23 protein-coding genes are annotated in these 22,961 nt (G+C 74.8%); 12 read left to right on the top strand and 11 right to left on the bottom strand.

The annotated features are described in order from the left end of the window. Positions 1-7: 7 nt before the first annotated feature. Positions 8-1,126: a methyltransferase domain-containing protein gene (locus J4557_RS41850; RefSeq protein ID WP_307800513.1), complete on the top strand. Its 1,119-nt coding sequence runs from the start codon at positions 8-10 to the stop codon at positions 1,124-1,126. A 53-nt stretch (positions 1,127-1,179) separates the two neighbouring features. On the opposite strand, the gene J4557_RS41845 is transcribed toward J4557_RS41850, so the two are convergent. Beyond that, positions 1,180-1,977 (bottom strand): alpha/beta fold hydrolase, encoded by a 798-nt coding sequence (locus tag J4557_RS41845; RefSeq protein WP_208272386.1) that lies wholly within the window; start codon positions 1,975-1,977, stop codon positions 1,180-1,182. Positions 1,978-2,050: 73 nt separating this feature from the next. Here J4557_RS41845 and J4557_RS41840 point away from each other — a divergent pair, with 73 nt between their 5' ends. Both J4557_RS41840 and J4557_RS41835 read left to right on the top strand, forming a co-directional pair. Further along, a complete protein-coding gene (locus J4557_RS41840) occupies positions 2,051-2,953 on the top strand; it encodes a helix-turn-helix domain-containing protein (protein WP_208272385.1) in 903 nt (300 codons plus the stop codon). 25 nt (positions 2,954-2,978) lie between these two features. Further along, a complete protein-coding gene (locus J4557_RS41835) occupies positions 2,979-3,452 on the top strand; it encodes a hypothetical protein (protein ID WP_208272384.1) in 474 nt (157 codons plus the stop codon). Here the strand turns inward: J4557_RS41835 and J4557_RS41830 are convergent, their stop codons facing one another. Together J4557_RS41830 and J4557_RS41825 are read right to left on the bottom strand one after the other, a co-directional pair. Continuing rightward, positions 3,453-4,511 (bottom strand): hypothetical protein, encoded by a 1,059-nt coding sequence (locus J4557_RS41830; protein WP_208272383.1) that lies wholly within the window; start codon positions 4,509-4,511, stop codon positions 3,453-3,455. Beyond that, a complete protein-coding gene (locus J4557_RS41825; protein WP_243777212.1) occupies positions 4,508-4,885 on the bottom strand; it encodes a PadR family transcriptional regulator in 378 nt (125 codons plus the stop codon). The genes J4557_RS41830 and J4557_RS41825 overlap by 4 nt, the downstream gene beginning before the upstream one ends. 124 nt (positions 4,886-5,009) lie before the next feature. Here J4557_RS41825 and J4557_RS41820 point away from each other — a divergent pair, with 124 nt between their 5' ends. Then, positions 5,010-6,404 carry a sensor histidine kinase gene (locus tag J4557_RS41820; RefSeq protein WP_307800512.1) on the top strand — a complete coding sequence of 465 codons (1,395 nt, stop codon included), beginning with the start codon at positions 5,010-5,012 and terminating at the stop codon, positions 6,402-6,404. Here J4557_RS41820 and J4557_RS41815 read toward each other — a convergent pair. Next, the gene (locus tag J4557_RS41815) at positions 6,370-7,260 is read right to left on the bottom strand and encodes an NAD(P)-dependent oxidoreductase (RefSeq protein WP_208272382.1); all 891 of its coding nucleotides are present in this window, start codon (positions 7,258-7,260) and stop codon (positions 6,370-6,372) included. The two genes, J4557_RS41820 and J4557_RS41815, sit on opposite strands and share 35 nt — an antisense overlap. 157 nt (positions 7,261-7,417) lie before the next feature. Between J4557_RS41815 and J4557_RS41810 the strand changes: the two genes are divergently transcribed. From J4557_RS41810 to J4557_RS41790, 5 genes are all read left to right on the top strand, one after another. Continuing rightward, entirely contained in the window at positions 7,418-10,501 is a 3,084-nt protein-coding gene (locus J4557_RS41810; protein WP_307800511.1) for an AfsR/SARP family transcriptional regulator, read from the top strand. Then, entirely contained in the window at positions 10,498-11,382 is an 885-nt protein-coding gene (locus J4557_RS41805; protein ID WP_208272380.1) for an arylamine N-acetyltransferase family protein, read from the top strand. Before J4557_RS41810 ends, J4557_RS41805 begins: the two co-directional genes overlap by 4 nt. Before the next feature lie 10 nt (positions 11,383-11,392). Further along, positions 11,393-11,875: an RrF2 family transcriptional regulator gene (locus tag J4557_RS41800; RefSeq protein WP_208272379.1), complete on the top strand. Its 483-nt coding sequence runs from the start codon at positions 11,393-11,395 to the stop codon at positions 11,873-11,875. 94 nt (positions 11,876-11,969) lie between these two features. Continuing rightward, positions 11,970-12,416 (top strand): carboxymuconolactone decarboxylase family protein, encoded by a 447-nt coding sequence (locus J4557_RS41795; RefSeq protein WP_243777211.1) that lies wholly within the window; start codon positions 11,970-11,972, stop codon positions 12,414-12,416. Between the two features lie 87 nt (positions 12,417-12,503). Further along, the gene (locus J4557_RS41790; protein ID WP_208272377.1) at positions 12,504-13,700 is read left to right on the top strand and encodes an erythromycin esterase family protein; all 1,197 of its coding nucleotides are present in this window, start codon (positions 12,504-12,506) and stop codon (positions 13,698-13,700) included. Here J4557_RS41790 and J4557_RS41785 read toward each other — a convergent pair. Beyond that, on the bottom strand, positions 13,693-16,404 hold the full coding sequence (locus J4557_RS41785; RefSeq protein WP_208272376.1) for a helix-turn-helix transcriptional regulator: 2,712 nt from the start codon (positions 16,402-16,404) through the stop codon (positions 13,693-13,695). The two genes, J4557_RS41790 and J4557_RS41785, sit on opposite strands and share 8 nt — an antisense overlap. A gap of 49 nt (positions 16,405-16,453) precedes the next feature. Here J4557_RS41785 and J4557_RS41780 point away from each other — a divergent pair, with 49 nt between their 5' ends. Then, positions 16,454-16,642 carry a hypothetical protein gene (locus J4557_RS41780; RefSeq protein WP_208272375.1) on the top strand — a complete coding sequence of 63 codons (189 nt, stop codon included), beginning with the start codon at positions 16,454-16,456 and terminating at the stop codon, positions 16,640-16,642. 164 nt (positions 16,643-16,806) lie between these two features. Here the strand turns inward: J4557_RS41780 and J4557_RS41775 are convergent, their stop codons facing one another. The 3 genes from J4557_RS41775 to J4557_RS41765 form a co-directional block, all read right to left on the bottom strand. Beyond that, complete coding sequence (locus J4557_RS41775; RefSeq protein WP_208272374.1) at positions 16,807-17,373, bottom strand: MgtC/SapB family protein; 567 nt, start codon at positions 17,371-17,373, stop codon at positions 16,807-16,809. An 85-nt stretch (positions 17,374-17,458) separates the two neighbouring features. Next, positions 17,459-17,650, bottom strand: a complete 192-nt coding sequence (locus J4557_RS41770) for a hypothetical protein (protein ID WP_208272373.1) — start codon at positions 17,648-17,650, stop codon at positions 17,459-17,461. Positions 17,651-17,658: 8 nt separating this feature from the next. After that, positions 17,659-18,015, bottom strand: coding sequence for a DUF3140 domain-containing protein (locus J4557_RS41765; protein ID WP_190855900.1), 357 nt, complete (start codon positions 18,013-18,015; stop codon positions 17,659-17,661). 119 nt (positions 18,016-18,134) lie between these two features. Here J4557_RS41765 and J4557_RS51290 point away from each other — a divergent pair, with 119 nt between their 5' ends. After that, entirely contained in the window at positions 18,135-19,598 is a 1,464-nt protein-coding gene (locus J4557_RS51290; protein WP_208272372.1) for an aminotransferase class I/II-fold pyridoxal phosphate-dependent enzyme, read from the top strand. Here J4557_RS51290 and J4557_RS41755 read toward each other — a convergent pair. After that, entirely contained in the window at positions 19,585-20,430 is an 846-nt protein-coding gene (locus J4557_RS41755) for a polysaccharide deacetylase family protein (protein WP_208272371.1), read from the bottom strand. The genes J4557_RS51290 and J4557_RS41755 overlap by 14 nt on opposite strands. A gap of 123 nt (positions 20,431-20,553) precedes the next feature. Here J4557_RS41755 and J4557_RS41750 point away from each other — a divergent pair, with 123 nt between their 5' ends. Next, positions 20,554-21,342: a DUF4352 domain-containing protein gene (locus J4557_RS41750; RefSeq protein ID WP_208272370.1), complete on the top strand. Its 789-nt coding sequence runs from the start codon at positions 20,554-20,556 to the stop codon at positions 21,340-21,342. A gap of 4 nt (positions 21,343-21,346) precedes the next feature. Here the strand turns inward: J4557_RS41750 and J4557_RS41745 are convergent, their stop codons facing one another. Together J4557_RS41745 and J4557_RS41740 are read right to left on the bottom strand one after the other, a co-directional pair. Continuing rightward, on the bottom strand, positions 21,347-22,108 hold the full coding sequence (locus tag J4557_RS41745; protein WP_208272369.1) for a YqjF family protein: 762 nt from the start codon (positions 22,106-22,108) through the stop codon (positions 21,347-21,349). Positions 22,109-22,117: 9 nt separating this feature from the next. After that, positions 22,118-22,822: a class I SAM-dependent methyltransferase gene (locus J4557_RS41740; RefSeq protein WP_208272368.1), complete on the bottom strand. Its 705-nt coding sequence runs from the start codon at positions 22,820-22,822 to the stop codon at positions 22,118-22,120. Positions 22,823-22,961: the final 139 nt, after the last annotated feature.

Below are 22,961 nucleotides of genomic sequence, written 5' to 3'. Positions count from 1 at the left end.
GGGGCAAGTGACGGCATCCGACCTCGTCCGGCGGCTGCGGGAGAGCGGTGACCTGCGCAGCCCGGAGTGGGAGCGGGCGATGCACGCGGCGCCGCGCCATCTGTTCGTGCCGGACCGGGCGTGGTGCACGCCCGACGGTGCCGGTGCTCCTTTCACGATCGACCGGGCCGCCGATCCGGAGCGGTGGCGGGAGGCCGCCTATGCCGACGCCGCGATCGTCACGCAGGTGGACGACGGTGCCGGGGATCCGGCATCGGGCGAAGGGATGAGGACGTCGTCGCTGTCGGCGCCCGGGGCGGTGATGAGCTTCCTCGAACTGCTCGCGCCCCGCGATCACGACCGCGTGCTGGAGATCGGCACGGGGACGGGCTGGACGGCGGCCCTGCTGTCGTCCAGGCTCGGCGCCAGGCGGGTGACGTCCGTCGAGGTGGACGGGCGGGTCGCGGAGAGGGCGGCGGCGAACCTGCGCGAGGCGGGGTTCGCGCCGGACCTGGTGGTCGGCGACGGCGAGGAGGGCGTTCCCGCGCGGGCGCCGTTCGACCGGGTCCATGTGACGTGCGGGGTCACCGTCCTGCCGCCGAGCTGGATCGAGCAGACGCGGCCGGGCGGGGTGGTCCTCTTCCCCTGGATGCCGTCGTTCGGGGACGGGCACAAGGCGCGGCTCACGGTCACGGGCGACGGCCGCGCGATCGGGCGGTTCCACGGCTCGGCCGACTACATGATGCTGCGGTCGCAGCGCAGTCCCGGGTTCGGCGACCTCGACCGGGACGGCGACGAGACGCGAACGCGGCTGGATCCGCGGACCGTGACCGGCGACTCGTACGGGGCGGACGTCGCGATCGCCGGGATGCTGCCCGACGTGCTCGGTGCCGAGCGGATCGTCCGGGGGCGGCCGGTCCTGGTGCTCGTCGACGAGGCGGGGACGTCGTGGGCGCGGTGCTCGTACCGGGCGGGCGCGGACGACTTTCCGGTGGTCCAGGGCGGTGAGCGTCGGTTGTGGGACGAGGTGGAGGCCGCCTACCTGCGCTGGGTCGAGTGGGGAAGTCCCGGACGGGACCGGTTCGGGCTGGTCGCCGGCCCGGAGGGGCAGCGCGTCTGGCTCGACCGTCCGTCCGACGTGATCTGAGGCGGGCGGGCCCGGCGGCACGCGACGTCGTGCGCCACCGGGCTCGCACGGCGTCAGGGACGGGCCGGAACCAGGTCGGCCGTGAAGCGGTCTATCTCGGCGGCGAGCGCACCGGGGGCCTCCAGCGGGGACAGGTGGCCCGTGTCCTCGATGACCGTCATGCGCGCGCCCGGGACGACGGGCAGGAGGTCGGCCTCCAGCGACGCGGGCGGGTCGACCCGGTCGTGCCGCCCGGCCAGGACGTGGACGGGGACGTCGATGGCGCGCGCGGCGGCGGTGATGTCCTCGGTGATGCCGTGGCGCGGCCAGGCGAGCCGGGCGTCGTCGCTCGCGGCGAGGCTGTCGTTGATCACCTGTTCGCGCAGGCCGGCGGGCAGGGGCCGGTGGGTCAGGACGTGCTGGAGCGCGTCGCCGACCGTCGCACGGCTGTCGTAGGCGTGCGCCAGCGCCTCCGCCGCCCGCGCGTCCACGGCCGGGCGCGGCGGGGCCGGGGCGACGAGGACGAGCCCGGCCAGCCCGCCGGGCCGCCGCGACGCGACGAGCTGGGCCGTCTTCCCGCCCATCGAGTGCCCGACGAGCACGTACCGGTCGAGCCCCAGCCCGCGGACGACGTCCAGCACGTCGTCGGCGAGGCGCTCGATCCCGTAGGGGCCGGGAAGGTCGCGGGCCGCGCCCCAGCCGCGGTGGTCGTAGGACACGACGGCGCGTCCGGACGCGAGCCGGTCGATCACCGGCGCGAAGGTGCGGTGGGAGCCGCCCCAGTAGTGGAGGAACACCAGCGCCGCAGGCTCACCGTCGCGGACCCACACCGGCAGCCGTCCGCCCTGGACGTTCACGTATCGCTTGTCCATCGGGACTCTCCTTTCATCTCCTTCGACGCTAATGACCGGCGGCCTCCCGGAACAGGTAAGCTCCGGCCTGCCCATGGTGAAAAACGGACAGCACGCTTCCATCCGAACGCTGCGCTACGAGGCGGGCGACGCGGCGGACGGCGGCGTCGAAGTGATCACGTTCTCCCAGCTGCGCGCCATGCCCGCAGGCAGCGAACTTCCGCCGTTGCAGCGGGCTGACTTCCATGTGCTCGCGATCGTCGGTGAAGGGCGGGGAGCGGCGACGGTGGATTTCGTCCATCACCACTTGGAGCCGGGCACGATCGTCTGGATCCGGCCGGGCCGCGTGCACCGCTGGGACGACATCGCCGACGTGGGCGGAACCCTCGTGCTCTTCCGTCCCGAGTCCGTGCCGCACGGCTCCCCGGGCGCCGAGCCATTCGGCCCGGTCGCCTGGCGGCAGCCCGGACGCCCGGCGCTGGTCCGCCTCGCGGCCGATCACCTGCGCCGCGAGTACGACGCGTCCCGCGCCCGACCGATGCCCGGCGGCACCAAGATCCTGCGCGCGCTCCTGGAGGTCCTCCTGCTCCGCGCCGCCGAATGCGCGCCGCCGCCGCCCGCCGGGCGCGAGGCGTTCACCGCCTATGCGACGGCCGTGGAGGCGCACTTCGCGACCTCGCGGGAGGTCGCCTGGTACGCCCGGCGACTGGGCTACTCCCCGCGCACCCTCAGCCGGGCGACGCAGGAGGCGACCGGCCGCAGCGCCAAGCGGTTCCTGGACGAGCGGGTGGTGCTGGAGGCCAAGAGGCTGCTCGCCCACACCGGCATCACCGTCGCCGAATGCGCCCGCAGGACCGGATTCGACGACACCGCCAACTTCTCCAAGTTCTTCCGCGCGCGCGCCGGACTCGCCCCCTGCGCGTTCGCGACCCGCGCACGAACACCCGCGACGAACGCACCGCCCACTGCGGAGCGGAATGGTGCAGACTTCCTGTAAGCGGTGATTCGCGGAGGGGGCTCCTGTGGACAGGGCGTTGCTGTTCGTGATCGGGCTGGTCAACCGGACGGTGTTCGCGGTCACGCGGGGACGGATCGTGCTCTACCGTTTCGGCGGGATGCCGGCCGTGATGGTGCAGCTGGAACCCCTTGGCGGACCGGAGGTCATCGCCTCGTTCCGCGACGGCGAGGACCACGTCCTTCTGGCGGAGGACGCGGAGGACGCGGAGGACGCGGACGGCGCGCTGGTGGAGTCGTTGCGCTCGGCCACGTCCGCGAGGGTCGAGGCCGGGGGCCGCTGGTACCCCGTCGGCATCGTCATGGTCGAGGACGGCGGAGAAAGAGAACGCCTGCTCAAGCGGGTGCTCAAGCAGGCGTCCATCAGCGAGCGGTACGAGGCGAAGCGGCGGCGGGCGGTTCCCGTCGCGCGGCTGACGCCGCAGGGGGCGCCGGCGCCGGACGCGTCCGCCGAGGCCGTCAGCGGGATCCGGACCGGCTGATCAGACCGACGACCGCACCCGGCGGCGTGCCCGCGCCCCGGCGGGCGACTCCACGAGGCGGCGGCAGAGATCGGCGAGGAAAAGGCCCGCCATGCCGACCATCAGCGATCCCGGCAGCAGCATCAGAGCGGCGGGCACGCTGTTCGGGAGGACCCCGCCGGCCGCGTTGACCAGGCCCGGAGCGCCGATGAGGGCGAACAGGACGAGCGCGCGGCGGCTCGTGCGGTCGCGCGCCAGCGCGGCGGCGGCCAGGACGGCGGCCGCCAGCACGCCCGCCGCCTGCAACTCGCTCCAGGTCCGTACGACGGCGCCGAGAGCGTTCATGGCGTGCGGCGGTTCCGTGTCGGCCCGGTGGCCCACGAACAGGACGAACGCCGGGTACGAGTAGAGCACGGCCAGGATGGCGGCCACGGTCACGGCCCCGGCGAGACGGGCGCGGCCGAGGAGGCGGGCGCCGTGGCGCGGGCCGGGGGACAGAACGAGGGACGCCGTGGCGAGCAGCGCGAGCGGCAACGAGGTTCCCGCGAAGTCCCTGCCGAGATACGCGTAGGCGTAGTCCTGGAAGGCCGTCCCGTAGGCCGCGAAAGCGATCTGTACGGCGGCCACCGTGCAGGCGCCGATGGTGGCCTGGCGGCGCAGGCCCCGCCAGGCCAGCATCGCGATGACCGTCCAGGCGAGCCAGTACGGCCCGGTGCCGAAGTGGTAGAGCAGCCCGTACGACCCGAAGCCTTGGTGCCCCAGACTGGCGGCGACGTCGACCAGCGTCGGCACGTTCAGGATGAACCGTGCCGTCTCGACCATCAGCAGGAGCAGGGCGAGGAAGCCGGTGATGGCGAGGGCGTCCGGCCAGAGGGACGTCCCGGCGCCGGACAGGGCGCGGCGGATACGGATCCGCACCGCGCCGGACAGCAGGTCGGCGGTGTCGGCGAGGGACGGGCGCGTCTGGCCGGGGCGGGCCGCCGACAGCAGGACGTCCAGCATCTCCTGGCCGTGGGTCTCGCGGTGGGCGGCGGGGTAGCAGCCCAGGAGGCGGCGGTAGCGGTCTTCGAGCGTGCTCAACGGAGCCCCCTCGGGGAGAGTCCGGCGAAGGCCGGGGCGGTCCCGCCGCCGGGCAGGCGGAAGGCGGCGAGGCGGCGGGCGGCGGCCTCGGTGCGGCGGCGGAGCGCCTCGACCTCGGCGGCGAGCGCGGCGGCGCCGTCCTCGGTGAGCCGGTAGTAGCGGCGCAGCCGGCCGTCGACGACCTCCTCCCGGTCGGGGGCGATGAGCCGCTCGGCCTGGAGCCGGTCGAGGGCCGCGTAGAGGGTGCCGGCACGCAGCCGGGTGCGCCCGGCGGAGATCCGCTCGACATCGGCGATGATCCCGTAGCCGTGCTGCGCCCCGTCTGCGAGGGCGGTGAGGATCAGGAACGTCGGTTCCTGCATCGGCTTGCTCATGCGATCTTTATATATCGATCACTTGACTATGCACAAGACCACCGGTTCCCCGGGACGGGTTCACCGCACCGTACGCTTGGTAGCGATCGATGACACAGGGTGACGATCCGGGGGAGGGACGGCTGTGACGCAGAGCTGGGGCGAGCGCACCCGCTACTGGCGCGACCGGCTCTTCGTGTCCGTGCGGGGGCGCGCGACGATCGTCACCGTCACGTTCGCGGCGCTGTTCCTGACCGTGATCCTGGTGCTCGGCATGCTCCTCGTCCGCGACTGGCTGCAGCGCCGCGAGGCGGACAAGGCGGAGCGCACCACGGAGCGGATCGTGTTCGACGTCTTCCGCGGGCGGGCGGGCGCCTCGCTCACCACCCGCCCGGACGAGTCCACCCTGGTCCAGGTCGTCAGCCCGGACGGCAGGACGGTGCTGGCGGCGACGCCTCCGGCCCGCGACAAGCCGCCGCTCGCGTCCGTCAACCTCGCGACCGGGACCCTGCTCGTCGACCGGCGGGCCTGCCCCGCGTCGATCCCGGGCTGCGCATGGGTCTTCGGCCTGCGGGTGGCGAACCCGTCGCCCTGGCCGCCGGGGGCGATGGTCATCACGGCCGAGCCGCTGCCGAGCCTGCTGAACGTGTGGGGGCTGCCGCTCAGCCTGGTCGCGATCCTGCTCGTCCTGCTGGCCCTCGTCGCGTGGTGGACGTGGCACACGATCGGCCGGGCGTTCGCCCCCGTCGACCGGATCCGCCGGGAGCTGGCCGGCCTCGACGCACGCGACCTGCGCCGGCGCGTGTACGTCCCGCGGACCCACGGGGAGATCCAGGCGCTCGGCGAGACGGTCAACGGGACGCTGCAGCGGCTGGAGGAGGCGACCGACCGGGAGCGCAGGTTCATCTCCGACGCCTCGCACGACCTGCGCAACCCGATCGCCGGGCTGCAACTGCAGCTGGAGATGGCGCTGGACGAGGCGGACGAGGAGTCGCGGCCGCTGCTCCGCTCGGCGCTGCGCGACACCGAGCGGCTCAACGACATCGTGATGGACCTGCTGGAGCTGTCCCGGCTGGACTCGCGGGCGCCGCAGCCGGAGGAGGCCGTCGACCTCGGGGAGGCGGCCCGCCGGGAGGCGGACCGGCGCAGCGACGGCGTGCGGATCACGGCCCGGGTCGAGCCCGGCGTGGCCGTCCGGGCGAACCCGGTGCGGATCGCGCGGGTGCTCGGCAACCTGATGAGCAACGCCCAGCGGCACGCCGAGTCGAGCGTCGTGGTGACGGTCCGGCGGGACGGTGGAACGGCGCTGCTGGAGGTCCAGGACGACGGCCACGGCATCCCGCCGGACCAGCGGGAACGGGTCTTCGAGCGGTTCGCGCGGCTCAGCGAGTCGCGCGAGCGGGACCCGCAGGGGACGGGCCTCGGGCTGCCGATCGCCCGCGAGATCGCCGAGATCTACGGCGGCACCCTCACCATCGCCGACAGCGACAGGGGCGCGCGGTTCGTCATGCGCCTCCCTCTCGTGCCGGACGCCGGATGACGTCGATGACCGAGGACAGGCCGCCGTCGCCGTGCCCGGCGTCGACGGCGCGCCAGAACAGGTCACGGAGGGCGCGCGGCCCGGCGGTGTCGATGCCGGCCTCGTGGCTCGCCTCGACGACGTGGTCGGCGCCCACGGCCTGCATGCGGAGGCTGTTGGCGCCGCCCGGGGAGGTGCCCCCGTCGATCTCCTCGGTGAGGATGCGCAGGAAGCCCATCGGGCCGTCGCCCGTCAGGGCCTCCAGGGTGGTCGACGCGAACGGCCGGAACTGCTGCGCGGACACCCCGGCCGTGCCGAGCAGGGCCGCGGCGTGCATGTACGAGGTGAGCGTGGACCAGAACAGGTACAGCTGCGACTGGTAGAAGAGCATGGACAGGCCCGGGTCGGTGCCGACGAACGTGGTGTCGCCCAGCTCGGCGAGGGTGCCCCGGTGGCGGTCGAGGACCGCTTCCAGGCCGCTGTAGAAGACGTACGAGCCGGGCCGCCCGATGCCGGGCGGGGGCACCATCACGCCGCCCGTCAGCAGGTCGGCGCCGTTCTCGCGGGCCCAGTCGCCGGCGCGGCGCAGTTCGCCGGGGCTGCCGGAGCTGAGGTTGACCAGGGCGCGCCCCTTGACGTCGGCGTCGCCGATGGAGTCGTACATGGCCTGGTAGTCGGTCTGGCTGATGACGACCAGTTCGGACGCGGCGAGCGCGTCGGCCATAGTGGGCGCGAGGGTCGCGCCCTGTTCGACCAGTGGGGCGGCCTTGGACGGGGTCCGGTTCCACACCGTGGTCGGGTGACCGTTGGCGAGGAACGTCCGCGCCATGGTCGCGCCCATGGGGCCAAGGCCGATGACGGTGACGGGCGATGTCATGTGCTCCTCCTAAGGGCGGGTCGTTCGGGCCCAACCGTGGCGTGGAGCGCTACGGAACGGCTGCGGGTCCGTCCGTAGCGCTCGTTACGCTGGCGGTGTGCGCTTTGGGGTGCTTGGCCCGCTTACGGGGTGGACGTCCGGCGGGACGCCGGTCCGGGTGCCCGAGCCCAAGGTCCGGACGCTGCTCGCGGCGCTGCTCACCGGGGTGCTCACCGAGCCGGGGCGGCCCGTCCCGGTGGACCGGCTGATCGACGCGCTGTGGGGCGACCGGCCGCCCCGGAACCCGGTGGGAACGCTCCAAGCCCGGGTCTCGCAGCTGCGGAGGGTCCTGGAGGACGCCGAGCCCGGGGCGCGGGCGCTGGTCGCCGCCCGCCCGCCCGGGTACGCGCTCGACGTCCCGCCGGACGCCGTGGACGCGGGCGGGTTCGCGGCGCTGCTCGTCCGGGCCGGGCGGGCCGCCGATCCGGTCGCCAGGGCGCACCTGCTGGGGTCCGCGCTGGAGCTGTGGCGGGGGCCGGCGTTCGACGGGTTCGCGGACGCCCCGTTCGCCGAGGCGGCGGCCGCCGGCCTGGAGGAGCGCCGGCTGGCCGCGCTCGAAGAGCGCGCCGAGGCGCGGCTCGACCTCGGCGAGCACGCGGCGGTCGCGGCGGAGCTGGCCGCGCCGGTCGCGGAGCACCCGCTCCGGGAGCGGCTGCGCGCCGCGCACCTGCGCGCCCTGTACCGCGCCGGACGGCGGGCCGAGGCGCTCACCGGCTACCACGACCTGCGAGAACGGCTCGCCGACGACCTCGGCATCGACCCCGGTCCGGAGCTGACCGCGCTGTACCGGTCGATGCTGGAGCAGGACCCGTCCGAGACCGAGCGCCCCCGGACGGCTCCGCTCCTGCCGGCCGTCCTCGGCGAGCTGATCGGGCGCGAGCGCGAGGTCGAGCGGGCCCGCGCGCTCCTGGCCGCGCACCGGCTGGTGACGCTGACCGGGACCGGAGGCGTCGGGAAGACCCGGCTGGCGCTGGAGACGGCGGCCCGGTCGGCCGCCGTCCACCCGGACGGCGTCTGGTTCGTCGAGCTGGCGCCGGGCCGTCCGGCGACGCCCAGCGAGGTCGCCCGGCTGATCGGGCACGTCCTCGGCCTGCGCGACGAGACCGCGCCGGACCCCGGCGGCCCGTCCGACGCCGCCGGGCGGGTCGGCGAGGCGCTGCGCGGGCGGCGGGCGCTGCTCGTCCTCGACAACTGCGAGCACGTGGTCGAGCAGGTCGCGGAGCTGGCCGGGCGGCTGCTCGCCGCCGCGCCCGGCCTGCGGGTCCTCGCGACGTCGCGCGAGCCGCTCGGCCTGCCGGACGAGCGGCTGCTGGTCGTCCCGCCGCTGGACCTGCCCGGGCACGCGACCGCCCCGGACGCGCTGCCGGAGTCGGGCGCGGTCCGGCTGTTCGCCGCGCGGGCGTCGGCGGCCGACCCCGGGTTCGCGCTGGACGCCGCGTCCGCGCCGTGGGTCGCGTCGATCTGCCGGCGGCTGGACGGCGTCCCGCTCGCGCTGGAGCTGGCGGCGACGCGCGTCCGGGCGTTCGGGGTGCGGGAGCTGGCGGCGCGGCTCGACGACCGGTTCCGCGTGCTGGCGGGCGGCCGGCGCGGCGGACCGGAGCGGCAGCGGACGCTCCGCGCGGTGATCGACTGGAGCTGGGGGCTGCTCGGCGAGGACGAGCGGGCGGTGCTGCGGCGCCTCGCCGTCCACGCCGGAGGCTGCACCCTCGCGGCGGCGGAGGAGGTCTGCGGCGCGGACGCCGGGGTCCTCGCGCGCCTCGTCGACCGCTCGCTCGTCGTGCGCGCGCGGGACGACCGCTACCGCCTGCTGGAGTCGGTCGCCGCGTACGGGCTGGACCGGCTGCGCGAGGCGGGCGAGGAGGCCGAGCTGCGGCGCCGCCACGTCCGGTACTACACCGGCCTGGCCCGGCGGGCGGACGGCGCGTTGCGGGGCCCCGGGCAGCGCGAATGGCTGGAGCGGCTCGACCAGGAGGGCGCCAACCTGCGCGCCGCCCTCGATCACGGGGCCGGGCTGCCGCTGGCGAACGCCCTGGCCTGGTACTGGTACCTGCGCGGGCGGTTCGGCGAGGCCCGGTGCGCCTTCAAGGAGGCACTGGCGGAGTCCGGTGCGGCCGAGCACGGACGGGTGGAGGCCGAGACGTGGCTCGCGGGTTTCACCATGCTGGCGGGCGAGACCACCGATTCCGAGCGCCTGCGCGTCGCCGCCCTTGAGCGCTACAAGGACCGGGACGCGTTCGCCTATGCGCGGGCGGAGTGGTTCCTGAGCCACGCCCACTGGGCCTATGGCGACATCGCCGCGAACCAGGCTCGCGTCGAGCATGCTCTCGCCGTGTTCCGCGCGCGCGCCGATCCCTGGTACACGGCCGCCGCGCTGGCGACCCGCGCCAAGTTCGCGATCGTCGACGGCGGCCTGGCGGCCATGGAGCGCGACGGCGGCGAGAGCATGGAGCTCTTCACCGCCCTGGACGACGCGTGGGGGCGACTGGAGGCGACCGACGCCCTCGGCCGCCGCGCCGAGATCACCGGCGACTACGCGGCGGCCGCCGCCCACCACCGCGCGGGCCTGCGGCTCGCCGAGGACCTCGGGATGTGGCCCGAGGTGTCGTTCCGCACGGCCGGGCTCGGCCGCGTCGCGCTGCTGACCGGGGCCCTCGACGAGGCCCGCGACCTGCACGAGGAGGCCCTGCGGATCGCCGTCCGGCAGGCGGCCCGGTCGGCGGAGGAGTTCGCCGAGGCCGGGCTCGGGCTGGTCGCGCGGGCCCGCGGCGACCTCGACGCCGCCGAGCGGCACCTGCGCGCCCCGCTCGGCTGGCTGCGCGGCATCGGCGGGACGGCCGGGATCGCGTTCCTGCACGCCCAGCTCGGGTACGTCGCGGAACTGCGCGGGGACGCCGAGGCCGCTCTCTCCCTCCAGCTCGACGGGCTCGCAGGCGCGCGCGCCACCGGCGACCCGCGCGCCATCGCGCTCGCGCTCGAAGGGGTGGCGGGTGCGCGCGCGCTGGCGGGCGAGCACACCGCGGCGGCGCGGCTGCTCGGCGAGGCGTCCGCGCTGCGCGCGTCCGCCGGCGCCCCGCTCCCGGAGGCCGAAATGGGGGATATCAACCGAGCTGTCGGGACGATCACGGCGGCGATCGGCGTTGCCCCGTTCAGGAGCGCGTTCGAGGACGGCCGCGCGGGCGCGCGGCCGGAGGGAGCACCATGAGCGAGGATCTCGGTTTCGGCTGGCAGGGCGATCTGCTGGACCTGCCCGCCTACCTGAAGCGCATCGGCTTCGACGACGACCCGCGGCCGGACGCCGCGACGCTGCGCGCTCTGCACCGGGCGCACGTCACCGCCATCCCCTTCGAGAACCTGGAGATCATGCTGGGCCGGCCGATCGGGCTGGACCTCGCGACCGTGCAGGGCAAGCTCGTCGACCGGCCGCGCGGCGGGTACTGCTTCGAGCACAACCGGCTGTTCGCGGCGGTAGTGGAGAAGATCGGCTTCCAGGTCACGGCGCTGACCGGCCGGGTGTCCATGGGATCGGAGAAGGTGCTCCCGGGCACGCACGCGCTGCTGCACGTCCGCACGCCCGGGCAGGGCGAGCACGAGCCCGCGCTGCTGTGCGACGTCGGCTTCGGCGGCGGCCCGCTGGAGCCGCTGGAGTTCCCCGGCAGCGCGGACATCGACCAGGACGGCTGGGGCTTCCGGCTGCGTTCCGGCTCGTCCGCCGCGGCGCTGCCGGCGAGCGCCCAGGTCTGGGAGATGCAGCAGCGCGGCGCGGACGGCTGGTTCCGGCGGCACTCGTTCCCCATGGTCGAGGCCTTCCGCGTCGACTTCGACGTGCTGAACCACTACGTGGCGACGAGCCCCCGGTCGCCGTTCACGAGGCGGCCGTTCGTCCAGCGGTTCTCCCCCGAGGCGCACCTCGTGCTGGACGGGACGAGGCTGACGGTGACGCGGCCGTCCGGCGCGAGCGAGGCGCGCACCGTGGCGCCGTCGCGGCTCCCCGACGTGCTCGCCGAGGATTTCGGCATCGTCCTGGCGGACGACGACGCGCCCCGGCTGGTCGAGGCGGTGGACGGATTGAACCTGGACGTGTAATGTCCGGGTTATGCGGATCGGCGAGGGGGTCGAGTGGGCGGCGCACTGCCTGCTGCTGCTCGACTGGATGGGCGAGGACCGGCCCGTGCCGACGGCACGGCTCGCGGCCGGCTTCGAACTCCCCCCGCCCTACCTGAACAAGCAGCTCCAGGCCCTGGTCAAGGCCGGTCTCGTGACCTCGACGCCGGGCGCGCGGGGCGGCTTCCGCCTCGCCCGCCCGCTGGAGAAGATCACGATGATGGACGTGGTGGCCGCGATCGAGGGGCCGGAGGAGGCGTTCCAGTGCACCGAGATCCGCGAGCGCGGCGTCGGGGCCGGCACCCCCGCGTCCGTCCTGCGGCGGCCCTGCGCCGTCAGCACCGCCATGCGGAAGGCGGAGCTCGCCTGGCGCCGGGCGCTGGCCGAGCAGACGCTCGCCGACGTCAGCGCGGCGGTGAAGCGCGGGGTGCCGGAGATCGAGGACAACGTGCGGGCCTGGTACGCGCGCAACTGACCACCTGACCGGCACCGGGCCGTCCTCGGCGGCACCGGTGCGCTCCAAATCTGGTTATCCCCCATCTTGGAAAGGGAAAATTATGAAGGCACGGATGACCGGGCTCCCCGCCATCGCCCCCGACGCCTACAAGGCCCTGCTCGGCCTGGAGGGCGCGCTGGCCAAGAGCAGCGTCCCGAAGAGCACGCTCGAACTGGTCCGGCTCCGCGCCAGCCAGATCAACGGCTGCGGCTTCTGCGCCGACATGCACGCCTACGACGCCAAGAAGGACGGCGAGACCGACGAGCGCCTCTGGTCCGTCGCGACCTGGCGCGAGTCCCCGTACTTCACCGACGAGGAGCGCGCCGCGCTCGCCCTCACCGAGGCCGCCACCCGCCTCGCCGACGACCCGGCGGGCGTCCCCGACGACGTCTGGGACGAGGCCGCCGACGCCTACGACGAGGAGAGCCTGCTCTCCCTCATCATGTGCATCGCCGCGATCAACGCGTGGAACCGGATCAACGTCACGACCCGCCAGATCGCCGGCTCGCTGCGCGCCTGAGGCCGCTCCCGGCCGGGACCAGTCGGGTGACGGATGCCCGGCCGGTCCCCCGGCTCCTAGCGTCGGCGACGACGAGAGGAGACGGGCATGGGCGGGGAGAACGCGGTCACGGGCTGGATCGCGGAGGCGGCGCGGCCGGTCGCCGCGGGCTCGGCGGACGGGCCGCTCGGCGACCTGGAACCGCTGCGGGACGCGGCGCGCGGCGCGCGCGTGGTGGGCCTCGGCGCGGCGACGCGCGGCGCCCACGAGCTGTTCGTGCTCCAGCACCGCGTCCTGCGGTTCCTGGTGGAGGAGCTGGGGTTCAGGACGCTCGCCCTGGAGGAGGACTGGACGAGCGGCCTGCGCCTCGACGCCTACGTGCGGACGGGCGAGGGCGACCCGCGCGCGCTGCTGGCCGACGCGTGGCTGCCATGGCGGACGGACGAGGTGCTCGACGCGCTGCTCTGGATCCGGCGGTTCAACGAGCACCACCCCGACGACCCGGTCCGGGTGTTCGGGCTGAACTTCACCACGGTCCGGGCATCGGCGTACGACCTGGTCATCGAGCACGTCCGGCGGGCCGCCCCCGGCAGGCTCGGCGAGATCCGGGAGCTGTACGCGCCGCTGCGGCCGGACGGCGACATCGACGAGCATGTGGGCCGGTTCCGCCGCGAGCCCGCCAAGCGTCCCTTCACCGACCAGGCCGAGCGGGCGTACGCGCTGGTCAAGGACCTACCCGGCGACGATCTCGCGGTGCACGCGGCCCAGGCGATCGTGGACTTCCACCATTTCCACGGCCTGCCCGCCGACGGGATCATCCCGTTCAGCGAGCGGCGGATGGCGGCCAACCTGCTCTGGTGGCACGACCGGACGCGCTCCAAGGTCGTCTACTGGGGCGGCCTCGCGCACGCGGCGAACGGCGAGCGCGTCACCAGCGGGCCGTCCGAGCGCACGAACACGGGCGGTCGCCTGCGCAAGGCGCTGGGGAACGGCTACCTCGCGGTCGGGCTGACGTTCGACCACGGCGCGGTGCACGGCGGCGTCCCGGTCCCGCCGCCGCCCGCCGCGTTCGGCGACGCCGTCCTCGGGCAGGCGGGCCCGCCGCACTACCTGCTCGACCTGCGCGGACCGCGTCCGGCGGAGGTCGCCGCCTGGCTCGCCGCCCCCGCGCCGATCCGCGTGATCGGCCCCGGCTACCGTCCCGAGGACGACGCGGACCACGCGATGCCCGGCTCGTCCCCCGGCGCCCTCCTCGACCTCGTGATCCATTCCCACGAGGTCACCCCGGCCCGCCCCCTCAGGTGAGGTCGAGGTGCGGTAGCTCGCCTCGGGACGCGACGCCCAGCTTCGGGTACGCCTTGTAGAGGTGGTAGCCGACGGTGCGCGGGCTCAGGAACAGCTGCGCGCCGATCTCCCGGTTGCTGAGGCCCGCCGCGGCGAGCCGGACGACCTGGAGCTCCTGCGGGGTGAGCCGGGCGGCGAGATCGTCGCCACCCGCGTCGGCGCCGGCGGCGGCGAGGCTCTCGCCCGCCGCGCGCAGCTCGGTGCGGACGCGCTCCGCCCACGGCGCCGCGCCGAGCCGCTCGAACGCCTCCAGCGCGGAGTGGAGCTGGGCGCGCGCGTCGTTGCGGCGCCGCGAGCGCCGCAGCCACTCGCCGTAGAGCAGCTCGGTACGGGCCCGCTCGAACGGCGTGCCGCCCTTGCGGTGCAGCTCGACGGCCTCCGCGAACATCGCGTCCGCCGCGCCGTCCGGGGCGAGCAGCGCGGCGCAGCGCAGCGCGATCGCCTCCGCCCACGGCCGCCCGATCTGCCGCGCCCAGCCCGTGTACCACCCGGCGGCGTCCTCCCCCAGCTCCGGGCGGCCCGCGCGGACGGCGGCCTCGACGAGGTCGGGCAGGCTCGCGATCGCGCCCTGCCGGTTCGGCCCGCTCACCACGTCCGACAGCCGGGACAGCGCGGCCTCGTGGCGGCCGAGACCGAGATCGAGGAGGCCGCGCGCCGCCGCCGCGTGGACGCTGCTCGGCGGCACCGCGCGGGCCAGCGCCTCCTCGGTCAGCTCGGTGCAGCGCTCCTCGTCGCCCTCGATCGCGGCGAGAAGGCCGAGGACGGTCTCCAGGTAGACGCGGATGCGGTGCTGCCCGGTGTCGGCGGCGATCCGCAGGCCCTCCGTCGCGGCGGTGCGCGCGTCGCGGTGGTGGCCGAGCATCAGCCGCGCCCGCGCCCGGATCATCAGGACGGGCGCCAGCAGCCCGATCGCGCCCTGCTCACGGTACCGCGCCTCCAGCTCGGCGGCGGTCTCGGCGGCGCCCTCGATGTCGCCGATCAGGATGTGCCACAGGGCGACGCGGACCCGGTCGCGCGGGCCGAAGCACAGGTTCATCCCGTCCATCAACTCGCGGAGCGCGGCCACGCCCCCGGCCATGTCGCCGGACGCCGCGAGCGGGTTCTGCCCCGCGAACACCCGGGACAGGGCGCGCAGGTGGGACGCGTTCGGCAGCTCCAGCTCGGTGCCGCGCGCCGCGATGGCGTCGACCGCGGCGTAGTCCCCCGCGTTCGCGGCCGCGCCCGCGGCCTGGAAGAACAGGTAGCCGGACAGGCGGGGATCCAGCTCGGCGACGGACGCCGCGGTCTCCGCGAACATCCGGTACGCCTCCTTCGTCCGGTCCTGCTCGTCGGCGAGGGACGCGCGGATCAGCGTCAGGTCGGCGCGCGCCCGCGGGTCGTCCAGATCGGCCTCGGCGCGGGCGGCCAGCTCGACGGCCCGGTCCGTCAGCCCGGCGAACGCGTACGCGCGCGCGGCCGTGGCCAGCCGGCGGCCGCGCGCCGCCGGGTCGGGGCTGAGCGCGGCGGCGGACTCGTACATCGCGGCGGCGGACGCGTTGCCGCCGGTGTCCCGCTCGTCGCCCGCCGTCGACTCCAGGACGGCCGCGACGGCCTCGTCCGGCCCGGTCGCCGACCGGGCCAGGTGCCAGGCGTGGTGGCAGCGGTCGCCGCGCTCCCGGTACGTCTCCGCGAGGGCGCGGTGCGCCGCGATGCGCAGGTTCAGGGGCGCGTCGCCGTACGCGGCGGTGCGGACGATCGGGTGCCGCACCTCCAGCCGGCCGTCCGCGGTGGAGCGCAGCAGGCCGCGGCGCTCGGCGGGCTCCAGGTCGTCGACGGACGCGCCGAGCCGCTCCGCCGCCCCCATGATCGCGCCGATCCCGCCGGCGTCGTCCGCCGCGACGAGGAGCAGCAGCGTCCGGGACGGCTCCGGCAGCGCGGCGATCTTCTCGGCGTACGACCGGCGGATCCGCTCGTACGCCGAGGACGCGTCGTGCGCCTGCGTCCGGAGCCCGGGCAGTTCGAGGAGGGCGAGCGGGTTGCCCGTCGCGGCCGCGAGGATCTCGTGGTGGACGTGCCGGGGCAGTTCGGCGGCGTGCCGGGCGAGCAGCTCGGTGGCGGCGGCCCTGTCGAGCCCGCGCAGCCGCATCTCGGGCAGGCCGGGCGCGGGGAACTCCGGCGCGTCCATGTCGCGGGCCGCGAACAGCAGCCCGACGGGCTCGGCCTCCAGGCGCCGCGCGGCGAACAGCAGCGCCTCGACGGACGGACCGTCCAGCCAGTGCGCGTCGTCGACCAGGCAGAGCAGCGGCTTCTCCTCGGCGAGGTCGGCCAGGAGGGTCAGGACGGCCAGTCCCACGAGGAACCGGTCACCGCCGTCGGCGTCCTGGCGGGCGCCCATGTTGAGGGCGTTGCGCAGCGCGCGCGCCTGTGCGTCGGGCAGCGAATCGATCCGGTCCAGGTGCCCGCTCAGGAGCATGTGGAGACCGGCGTACGGCATCCCGCTCTCGCACTCGACACCGGTACCGCGCAGCACCCGCATGCCGGACGCTTCCGCAGCGGCATGGTCGAGAAGAGCGGTCTTGCCTATGCCGGCCTCACCGCGCAGTACGAGAGTCCGACCGCGCCCCTCGCGGACCTGGCCGAGAAGCCGGTCGATCGTGGCCAGTTCCTCGTCCCGCCCGTACAACATGCCTTCACTTTAGGCGTTTATCCGCCGCCCACCGGAGTAGAGGAACCCCATGGCCGAACACAAGCGGGACGAGGACAAACCGCTCGCCGACCGCCGCGCCGAGGCGGGCGCGCCGCAAGAGGTCGACGACGACTTCGCCGAAGAGCACACCCCCAGCAAGACCGACCCCCCGAACGCCGAGGCCGAGGCGCCCGGCGGCGAGGACGAGGGCTACCGCCCGCACACCCAGGCGCCCTAGCGGATCGCCCAGCGCCGACCACGCGGCCCCGGCGGGTCAGGTGGCGGCGGGTCACGCGCTGTCGTCGTCGTGGTCGGAGCCGACCGTGACCCCCACGATGTCGGGCAGCTCGGCCAGGGCCGCGGCCAGGTCGGGGATCGAGCCCGGTCCCTCCAGCACCAGCGTCACCACCGCGTTCCACGGGCCGCGCCGTCCGGACGCGTGCACTCCACCAGCACCCTGCGCAGCGCGCCCCGCCCGTCCCGGTAGACCAGCCGCAGCCGGGCCACCCCGGTGGGCCGGAACCGCTCGATCGGCAGCCGCCGCGACAGCGCGCTCAGCCCGTAGACCACCAGGAAGTGCCCGCCGGTCACCGCGATCGCCAGCAGCCACAGGCCGCCGCCCGCCGCCATCCCGACCGCCGCCGTCACCCACACCACCGCCGCGGTCGTCAGCCCGCGCACCGCGTCCCGCCGGACGAAGATCAGCCCGCCGCCGATGAAGCCGATGCCCGACACGATCTGCGCCGCCACCCGCGACGGGTCGAACGACACCGGCCCCGGCGCGTGCTGGAACCCGTACTTGCTGACCAGCATGAACAGCGCCGCGCCCAGCCCGACCAGGGTGTGCGTGCGCAGGCCCGCGCTCTTGTTGCGCAGCCCCCGCTCCAGGCCGATGCAGGCCGACAGCACCAGGGCGAGCAGCAGCTCCCCGATCTGCACGAGCCCCTGCCCCGCCGACAGCTCCAGCACCTTCCGCCCCTACCCGTCCGTCCGCTCCGGGAAGCCGCACGCCGAGGCCGCCCCGGGAGGCCGGGGCGGCCTCGGCGCCTGTCCGCTAGTCGGGGTGCGGGGGCTGCTGGTCCGGCGGTGTCCCGCCGCCCTTGCCGCCGCCCTTGTTCCCCTTGTCGGTGCCGTGCGCGTGACCCTTCGCCCGCGTTCCCTTGGGGTCGGTGGCCTCCGGCGCCGGCTCCTCGGTCACGGCCGTCCGGCCGGACCGCCTCATCTCGGGCTGCTGCGGGTTCGGCATGATCCCTCCTATGCGCTGGACGGCTCGGGGCGCAGCGGGTCGTGGCCCACCGTCATCAGCTCGTGCCGCCACCGCTCGTTGCTCGCGCCGTCCGGCGGCGGGGCGTCCAGATGCTCCTCGACGTAGTCCACGACCTGGCGCATCACGTCGGCGTCGCCGTCGGTGAGGTCGACCTTCCGCTTGCGCAGCAGGTCCACCACACGGGCGCCGAGCTCGGAGACGCCGGTTTCCGGCTCCGCCGGGAACGCCTCCTCTCCCGAGGCGTCCGTGAGCAGCCAGGTGCGCAGCTCGTCGGACGTCATGTTGACGAGCCGGTGGAAGTCCTCCCAGGCCAGCTCCGCCTCGGCCGGTATGCGATCGTTCATGGCGTTCGCCCTACCCGGTGTCGGCCGTCCCATTCGTCCGCCCTGCCGGCCACCGGATCGGCCGCCGGCCCGGCCCGGCGCGCCCGTTAGAGCGCCCCGCCGCGGGGAACACGGCCGGGATGGACCACTCCCGAGCCCCCGTTCTGGAAGCCCTGGCCGCCTACCACCGGGAGGGTCAGGTCCCGTTCACCCCACCCGGCCACAAGCAGGGCCGGGGCGCCGATCCCCGCGCCCGCGAGGTGCTCGGCGACGCCGTGTACCGGTCGGACCTGCTCGCGATGTCCGGGCTGGACGACCGGACGTCCAGCAATGGGGTGCTGGAGCACGCGCAGGAGCTGATGGCGGACGCCGTCCACGCCGACACGACGTTCTTCTCCACCTGCGGAAGCTCGCTCTCGGTCAAGAGCGCGATGCTCTCGGTCGCAGGCCCGCACGAGAAGCTGCTGGTCGGGCGGGACGCGCACAAGTCCGTGGTGTCCGGGCTGATCCTGGCCGGCATCCGCCCGATCTGGGTGGAGCCCGAATGGGACGCCGAGCGGCACCTCGCCCACCCGCCGTCCCCGGGGGCCTATGCCGCCCGCTTCGACGAGCACCCCGACGCGAAGGGCGCCCTCGTCACCAGCCCCACCCCGTACGGGACGTGCGCGCACCTCTCGGCGATCGCCGAGGAGTGCCACAAGCGGGGCAAGCCGCTGATCGTGGACGAGGCGTGGGGCGCGCACCTGCCGTTCCACCCCGACCTGCCGACCTGGGCGATGGACTCCGGCGCCGACGTGTGCGTGACCAGCGTCCACAAGATGGGCGCGGGCCTCGAACAGGGCTCGGTGTTCCACCTTCAGGGCCCGCTCGTCGACCCGGACGTGCTCAAGGCCCGCGAGGACCTGCTCGGCACGACCAGCCCGTCCGTCCTGCTGTACGCGGGCCTGGACGGGTGGCGCCGGCAGATGGTCGAGCACGGCCGCGACCTGCTGGGCAACGCCCTGGAGCTGGCCGCTCGGGCGCGGTCCGAGCTGGCGGAGATGGGCTTCGACGTGCAGGGACGCGACGAGTTCACCGGCCCCGGCCTCGCCCGGGACCTCGACCCGCTCCCGATCGTCGTCGACCTCGCCGGCCTCGGCACGAGCGGCTACCGCGTCGCCGACCGGCTGCGCGAGCACCACCGGATCAACATGCACCTGGCCGACCACCGCCGGATCAGCGCGCAGCTGACCTTCGCCGACGACGAGGACACCGTCGGGCAGCTCCTCGCCGCGTTCCGCGACCTGCGCGCGAACGCCGGCTCGCTCACCGGGGTCCCCGAGGTGAAGGTGCCATCGCCGGCCGAGCTGCGGCTCGAACTGGTCGTGCTGCCCCGCGACGCGTTCTTCGGCCCGGCCGAGCAGGTGCCCGCGGACCGGGCCGCCGGCCGCGTCTCCGCCGAGATGATCACCCCGTACCCGCCCGGCATCCCGGCCGTCCTGCCCGGCGAGCGGATCACCGCCCCCGTCCTCGACTACCTGCGGACGGGCGTCGACGCCGGAATGGTCATCCCCGACACCGCGGACCCGTCGGTGAAGAGCGTCCGGGTGTTCATCGAACGCTGATGTAGTCCTCCAGCCGCGCGACGCTGAACCCGCGCCTCTCGATCTGCTTGAGCAGATCGGCGAACATCCGCGTCATCGTCTCGCCCTTGAGCTGCTTCGGGCCCCGGAAGTGCGCGAGGAGGATGTCGCCCGGGTGCAGTTCCTTCTTCGGGTCGTCGTACTGGAAGTCGTGGATCTGCATCGACGCCCGCCACATCACGATGCCGCTGATGCCGCATTCGCGCGCGGCCTGCTGCGTCAGCGAGTTCCACCGCCCGAAGGGCGGCCTCAGCAGCGTCGGCGCCGTCCCGTACTGCTCGGTGAGGGCGTCGCGGTCGCCGCAGATCTCGTGCTTCTGCCCTTCCAGGCCGAGCGTGGGCAGCACCGGATGGGTGATGGTGTGGTCCTGGATGCGGTCGCCGAGCGCCTGCAGCGGCTTGAAGTACCCGTAGTCGTCCTGGATGTCGTCCTTGGTGAGGAACATCGTGACGGGCACGCGGAGGTCGTTCATCATCTCGACGAACTTCGGGTCCTTCTCCTGCCCGTCGTCGAGGGTCACGAAGACGACGCGGTCCTTGGTGGGGACGCTTTCGAAGACCTTCGCCGGGCCCTTCCTCGGGAGTTCGAGCGGTTTGTCCACCGGCGGCGCCGGCGCAGGGACCAGCGGTTTCAGGCCCCATTTCCGCCAGACCGCCGCCGTGTCCGGTTTCTGCCCGACGGCGGGCGCCAGCGGCGCGACAGGCGCCGTTCCCTTGGGCTTCTCCGCCGCGGACCGCTGGCAGGCGGCGAGCGCGAGGGCGAGGACCGCGGCCCCCGCGACGACACGGACAGACCGGCCCCAATAGTCCCCCATAGCGCAGAACTTACCGCCTTTCCCAAGGGTCCACTGAGCGGGGTCCCCTGCCGGTTCGCCCCGCGTCCGGCCGGTTCAGGCCAAAAGCCGATCGCGAAATCGGCGCCCCTTACGGTGGTGCCGGTGTCGGACACGCAGACCACCCGCCCGGACCCGCCCGGGCCCGTCGCCTGGCCCGCCTACGACCCGCGGCCACCCGTGCAGGGGGAGCCGGTCCGGCCCGTGCGGCGGATCGGGCGGGCGTTCGGCGCCGTCCTCGGCGTCCAGGCCCTGGTCGCGTTCGCCGTCCTGCTCGTCCTGAACAGCTACCGGCGGTCCGCCGCCGGGTGGCTGCTGCCGCTCATCGGGGTGGCCGACCTCGCCGCCACCCTGCAGATCTGCTGGCTGGCGATCCGCGACATCCGGCTCCTCGGCGGCCGGACGGCGGGCCCGCGCCGCCTCCTCACCGCGCTGGTCCTGCTACTGGCCGCCGCGCTGGCGGGCGGCGCCTACGCCTTCCATCGGCACGCCGCCGCGCCCGTGCGCGGCACCCTCGGCACCCCGGTCCAGGACGGCGACCTGACGTTCACCGCGTCCGGCCCCCGGTGCGGCGTGAAGATCACGGGGATCGCCGCCACCGGTACCTGGTGCCGCGTCCGGCTGACGGCGGCCAACACCGGCTCCGCGCCCCTCCGCCTGGACGCGGCGGCGCAGCGCCTGCACGGCGGCGACGGCAGGCGGCCCGGTTCGCTGCTCCTGAGCCCGTCGCGCTCGAAGAGGTACGTGCGGGCGGCGTCCCGGCCGCTGCCCGCCGGCTCGTCCTTCAGCGGCTACCTGCTCTTCGACGTCCCGTCCGGCTTCGCCGCCCGCACGCTGGAACTCCACGCCGCGGGCGGGAGCCGGGGCGTGCGCATCGAGATCGAGGGCGCCTGACGGGTCAGGCATCGGCGCGCGGGGAGCCGGACGGCAGCCCGAAACGGACGGGGACGCCGGGCGAGTACAGGACGCTCAGCGGTTCGCCTTCCGGCGCGGGCAGCCCGGCGGCGGCCACCAGGTCCTCGTCGCAGGCCAGCAGTTCGGCGCGGTGCAGCGGCCAGCGCGGATGGGCGTTCCGCAGGAACATCGTCCGGCCGAAGGAGGCATTGTGCAGCCCCCACCGGGCGGTCAGGAAATGCTCCAGATCCGTCGGCTCGCCGATCGGCTCCCCGATGCGGACGACCATTCTGCAGCTCGCGCCGCGCGGTCCCGGCCAGCGCCTTGAACTGATGTAGGAAACGGTGTCGCCGACGCGCCGGACCGACATCCGCGACCACAGGTACGGCAGCCCGAAACCGATCCTCCCGAACAGCACGGGGATCAGGCGCGAGGCGTCCATGGAACGGAAGACGACGCCGCGCCGACCGTTCCCGTCCACCGAATAGAGGCGGACGTTCGTCTCGGGGAAACGGCTGAGGTACGGGACTCCGGGAAAGCGGAGCCAGCCGACGCGGTGCATCCGGAAGGCGACCAGGCCCACGTGGGCGGCGCCGTCGAAGGCGTCCGGCCGGGTGCCCGCCGGGAGCAGTCTCGCCACGTCGGCGGGGTCGGCCGCCCAGTGCACCAGCGCCACGTCCAGCCACGACTGGGTGAGCAGCGGGCGGTCGATCGAGCCCGGCGGATCGGGCGTGACCGGTTCGGCGGGCGCGCTACGGGACGGCACCCGGCCAGTTTAGGCGGGGGCCTCCGCCGAGCCGGGACGCGGGATCAGCCGGAAGGCCACGAAGGCCGGGACCTGGTTCAGCAGGGCGTGGTCCTCGGGATGGCTCTCGGCCATCTCCGGGACGGGACGGGGTTCGAGGAGTTCGTCGATGAGGAACCCGGCGCGGCGGAATTCGGCGCAGATGTCCGTCAGCGGCATGCGCCAGGCGCGGATCGGCCAGTCGCGCTCATCGCTGAGCGATTCCTCGACGGGTTCCACGTCGAAGTAGGAGCCGCCGAGCCGCAGCCATTTCGCCGTCGGATGCTCCGTCGACAGCACCAGTGCCCCGCCCGGCGCGAGGATGCGGCGCAGCTCCTCCAGCAGCGCGACGCGGTCGTCCAGATAGTGGATCGCGAGGGCGAGGACGGCCAGGTCGGCCGTCCCGTCGGGGACCCAGTCGAGCGGCTCGGCCAGGTCGTGGACGCGCAGGTCCGCGCGGCCGCCGGTGCGCTCGCGGGCCAGCTCCACGAACCGCGGGCTGGCGTCGCACCCCAGCACGCGGGCCCCGCGCTCCTGCAGCTCGGCGGCGTAGAAGCCGGGCCCGCACGCGGCGTCGAACACGGTCATGCCGCGCACGTCCCCGGCGAGCCCCAGCACGGCCGGACGGTCGTAGAGCGCGTTGTGGGGGCTCACTTCGGCGTGCGCGGCGTACTCGTCGGCGAAGCGCTCGTACATGCGTCCGATCGTGCCAGACGCTTCGGCGCATGGCGCTCCCGCGCGGGACGCCCGAACGGCGCGCCCGCGCGGGACGCGGCGTCAGGTCTCCGAGGCGCCCGCGGTCGCCGCTCCCTCCTCCCCTTCCGGCGTGCCCGCC

This window comes from Actinomadura nitritigenes, assembly GCF_017573545.1.
GTDB classification, from domain to species: Bacteria; Actinomycetota; Actinomycetes; order Streptosporangiales; family Streptosporangiaceae; genus Spirillospora; species Spirillospora nitritigenes.
This window is presented reverse-complemented; position numbering and strand designations above follow the sequence as displayed.

Coding starts and splice junctions, on each gene's coding strand:
- J4557_RS51290 (WP_208272372.1), top strand. CDS start 18,135: ATGGACCACTCCCGAGCCCCCGTTCTGGAAGCCCTGGCCGCCTACCAC.
- J4557_RS41740 (WP_208272368.1), bottom strand. CDS start 22,822: ATGTACGAGCGCTTCGCCGACGAGTACGCCGCGCACGCCGAAGTGAGC.
- J4557_RS41785 (WP_208272376.1), bottom strand. CDS start 16,404: ATGTTGTACGGGCGGGACGAGGAACTGGCCACGATCGACCGGCTTCTC.
- J4557_RS41795 (WP_243777211.1), top strand. CDS start 11,970: ATGACCGGGCTCCCCGCCATCGCCCCCGACGCCTACAAGGCCCTGCTC.
- J4557_RS41825 (WP_243777212.1), bottom strand. CDS start 4,885: ATGAGCAAGCCGATGCAGGAACCGACGTTCCTGATCCTCACCGCCCTC.
- J4557_RS41790 (WP_208272377.1), top strand. CDS start 12,504: ATGGGCGGGGAGAACGCGGTCACGGGCTGGATCGCGGAGGCGGCGCGG.
- J4557_RS41815 (WP_208272382.1), bottom strand. CDS start 7,260: ATGACATCGCCCGTCACCGTCATCGGCCTTGGCCCCATGGGCGCGACC.
- J4557_RS41805 (WP_208272380.1), top strand. CDS start 10,498: ATGAGCGAGGATCTCGGTTTCGGCTGGCAGGGCGATCTGCTGGACCTG.
- J4557_RS41770 (WP_208272373.1), bottom strand. CDS start 17,650: ATGCCGAACCCGCAGCAGCCCGAGATGAGGCGGTCCGGCCGGACGGCC.
- J4557_RS41765 (WP_190855900.1), bottom strand. CDS start 18,015: ATGAACGATCGCATACCGGCCGAGGCGGAGCTGGCCTGGGAGGACTTC.
- J4557_RS41780 (WP_208272375.1), top strand. CDS start 16,454: ATGGCCGAACACAAGCGGGACGAGGACAAACCGCTCGCCGACCGCCGC.
- J4557_RS41840 (WP_208272385.1), top strand. CDS start 2,051: ATGGTGAAAAACGGACAGCACGCTTCCATCCGAACGCTGCGCTACGAG.
- J4557_RS41845 (WP_208272386.1), bottom strand. CDS start 1,977: ATGGACAAGCGATACGTGAACGTCCAGGGCGGACGGCTGCCGGTGTGG.
- J4557_RS41755 (WP_208272371.1), bottom strand. CDS start 20,430: ATGGGGGACTATTGGGGCCGGTCTGTCCGTGTCGTCGCGGGGGCCGCG.
- J4557_RS41800 (WP_208272379.1), top strand. CDS start 11,393: ATGCGGATCGGCGAGGGGGTCGAGTGGGCGGCGCACTGCCTGCTGCTG.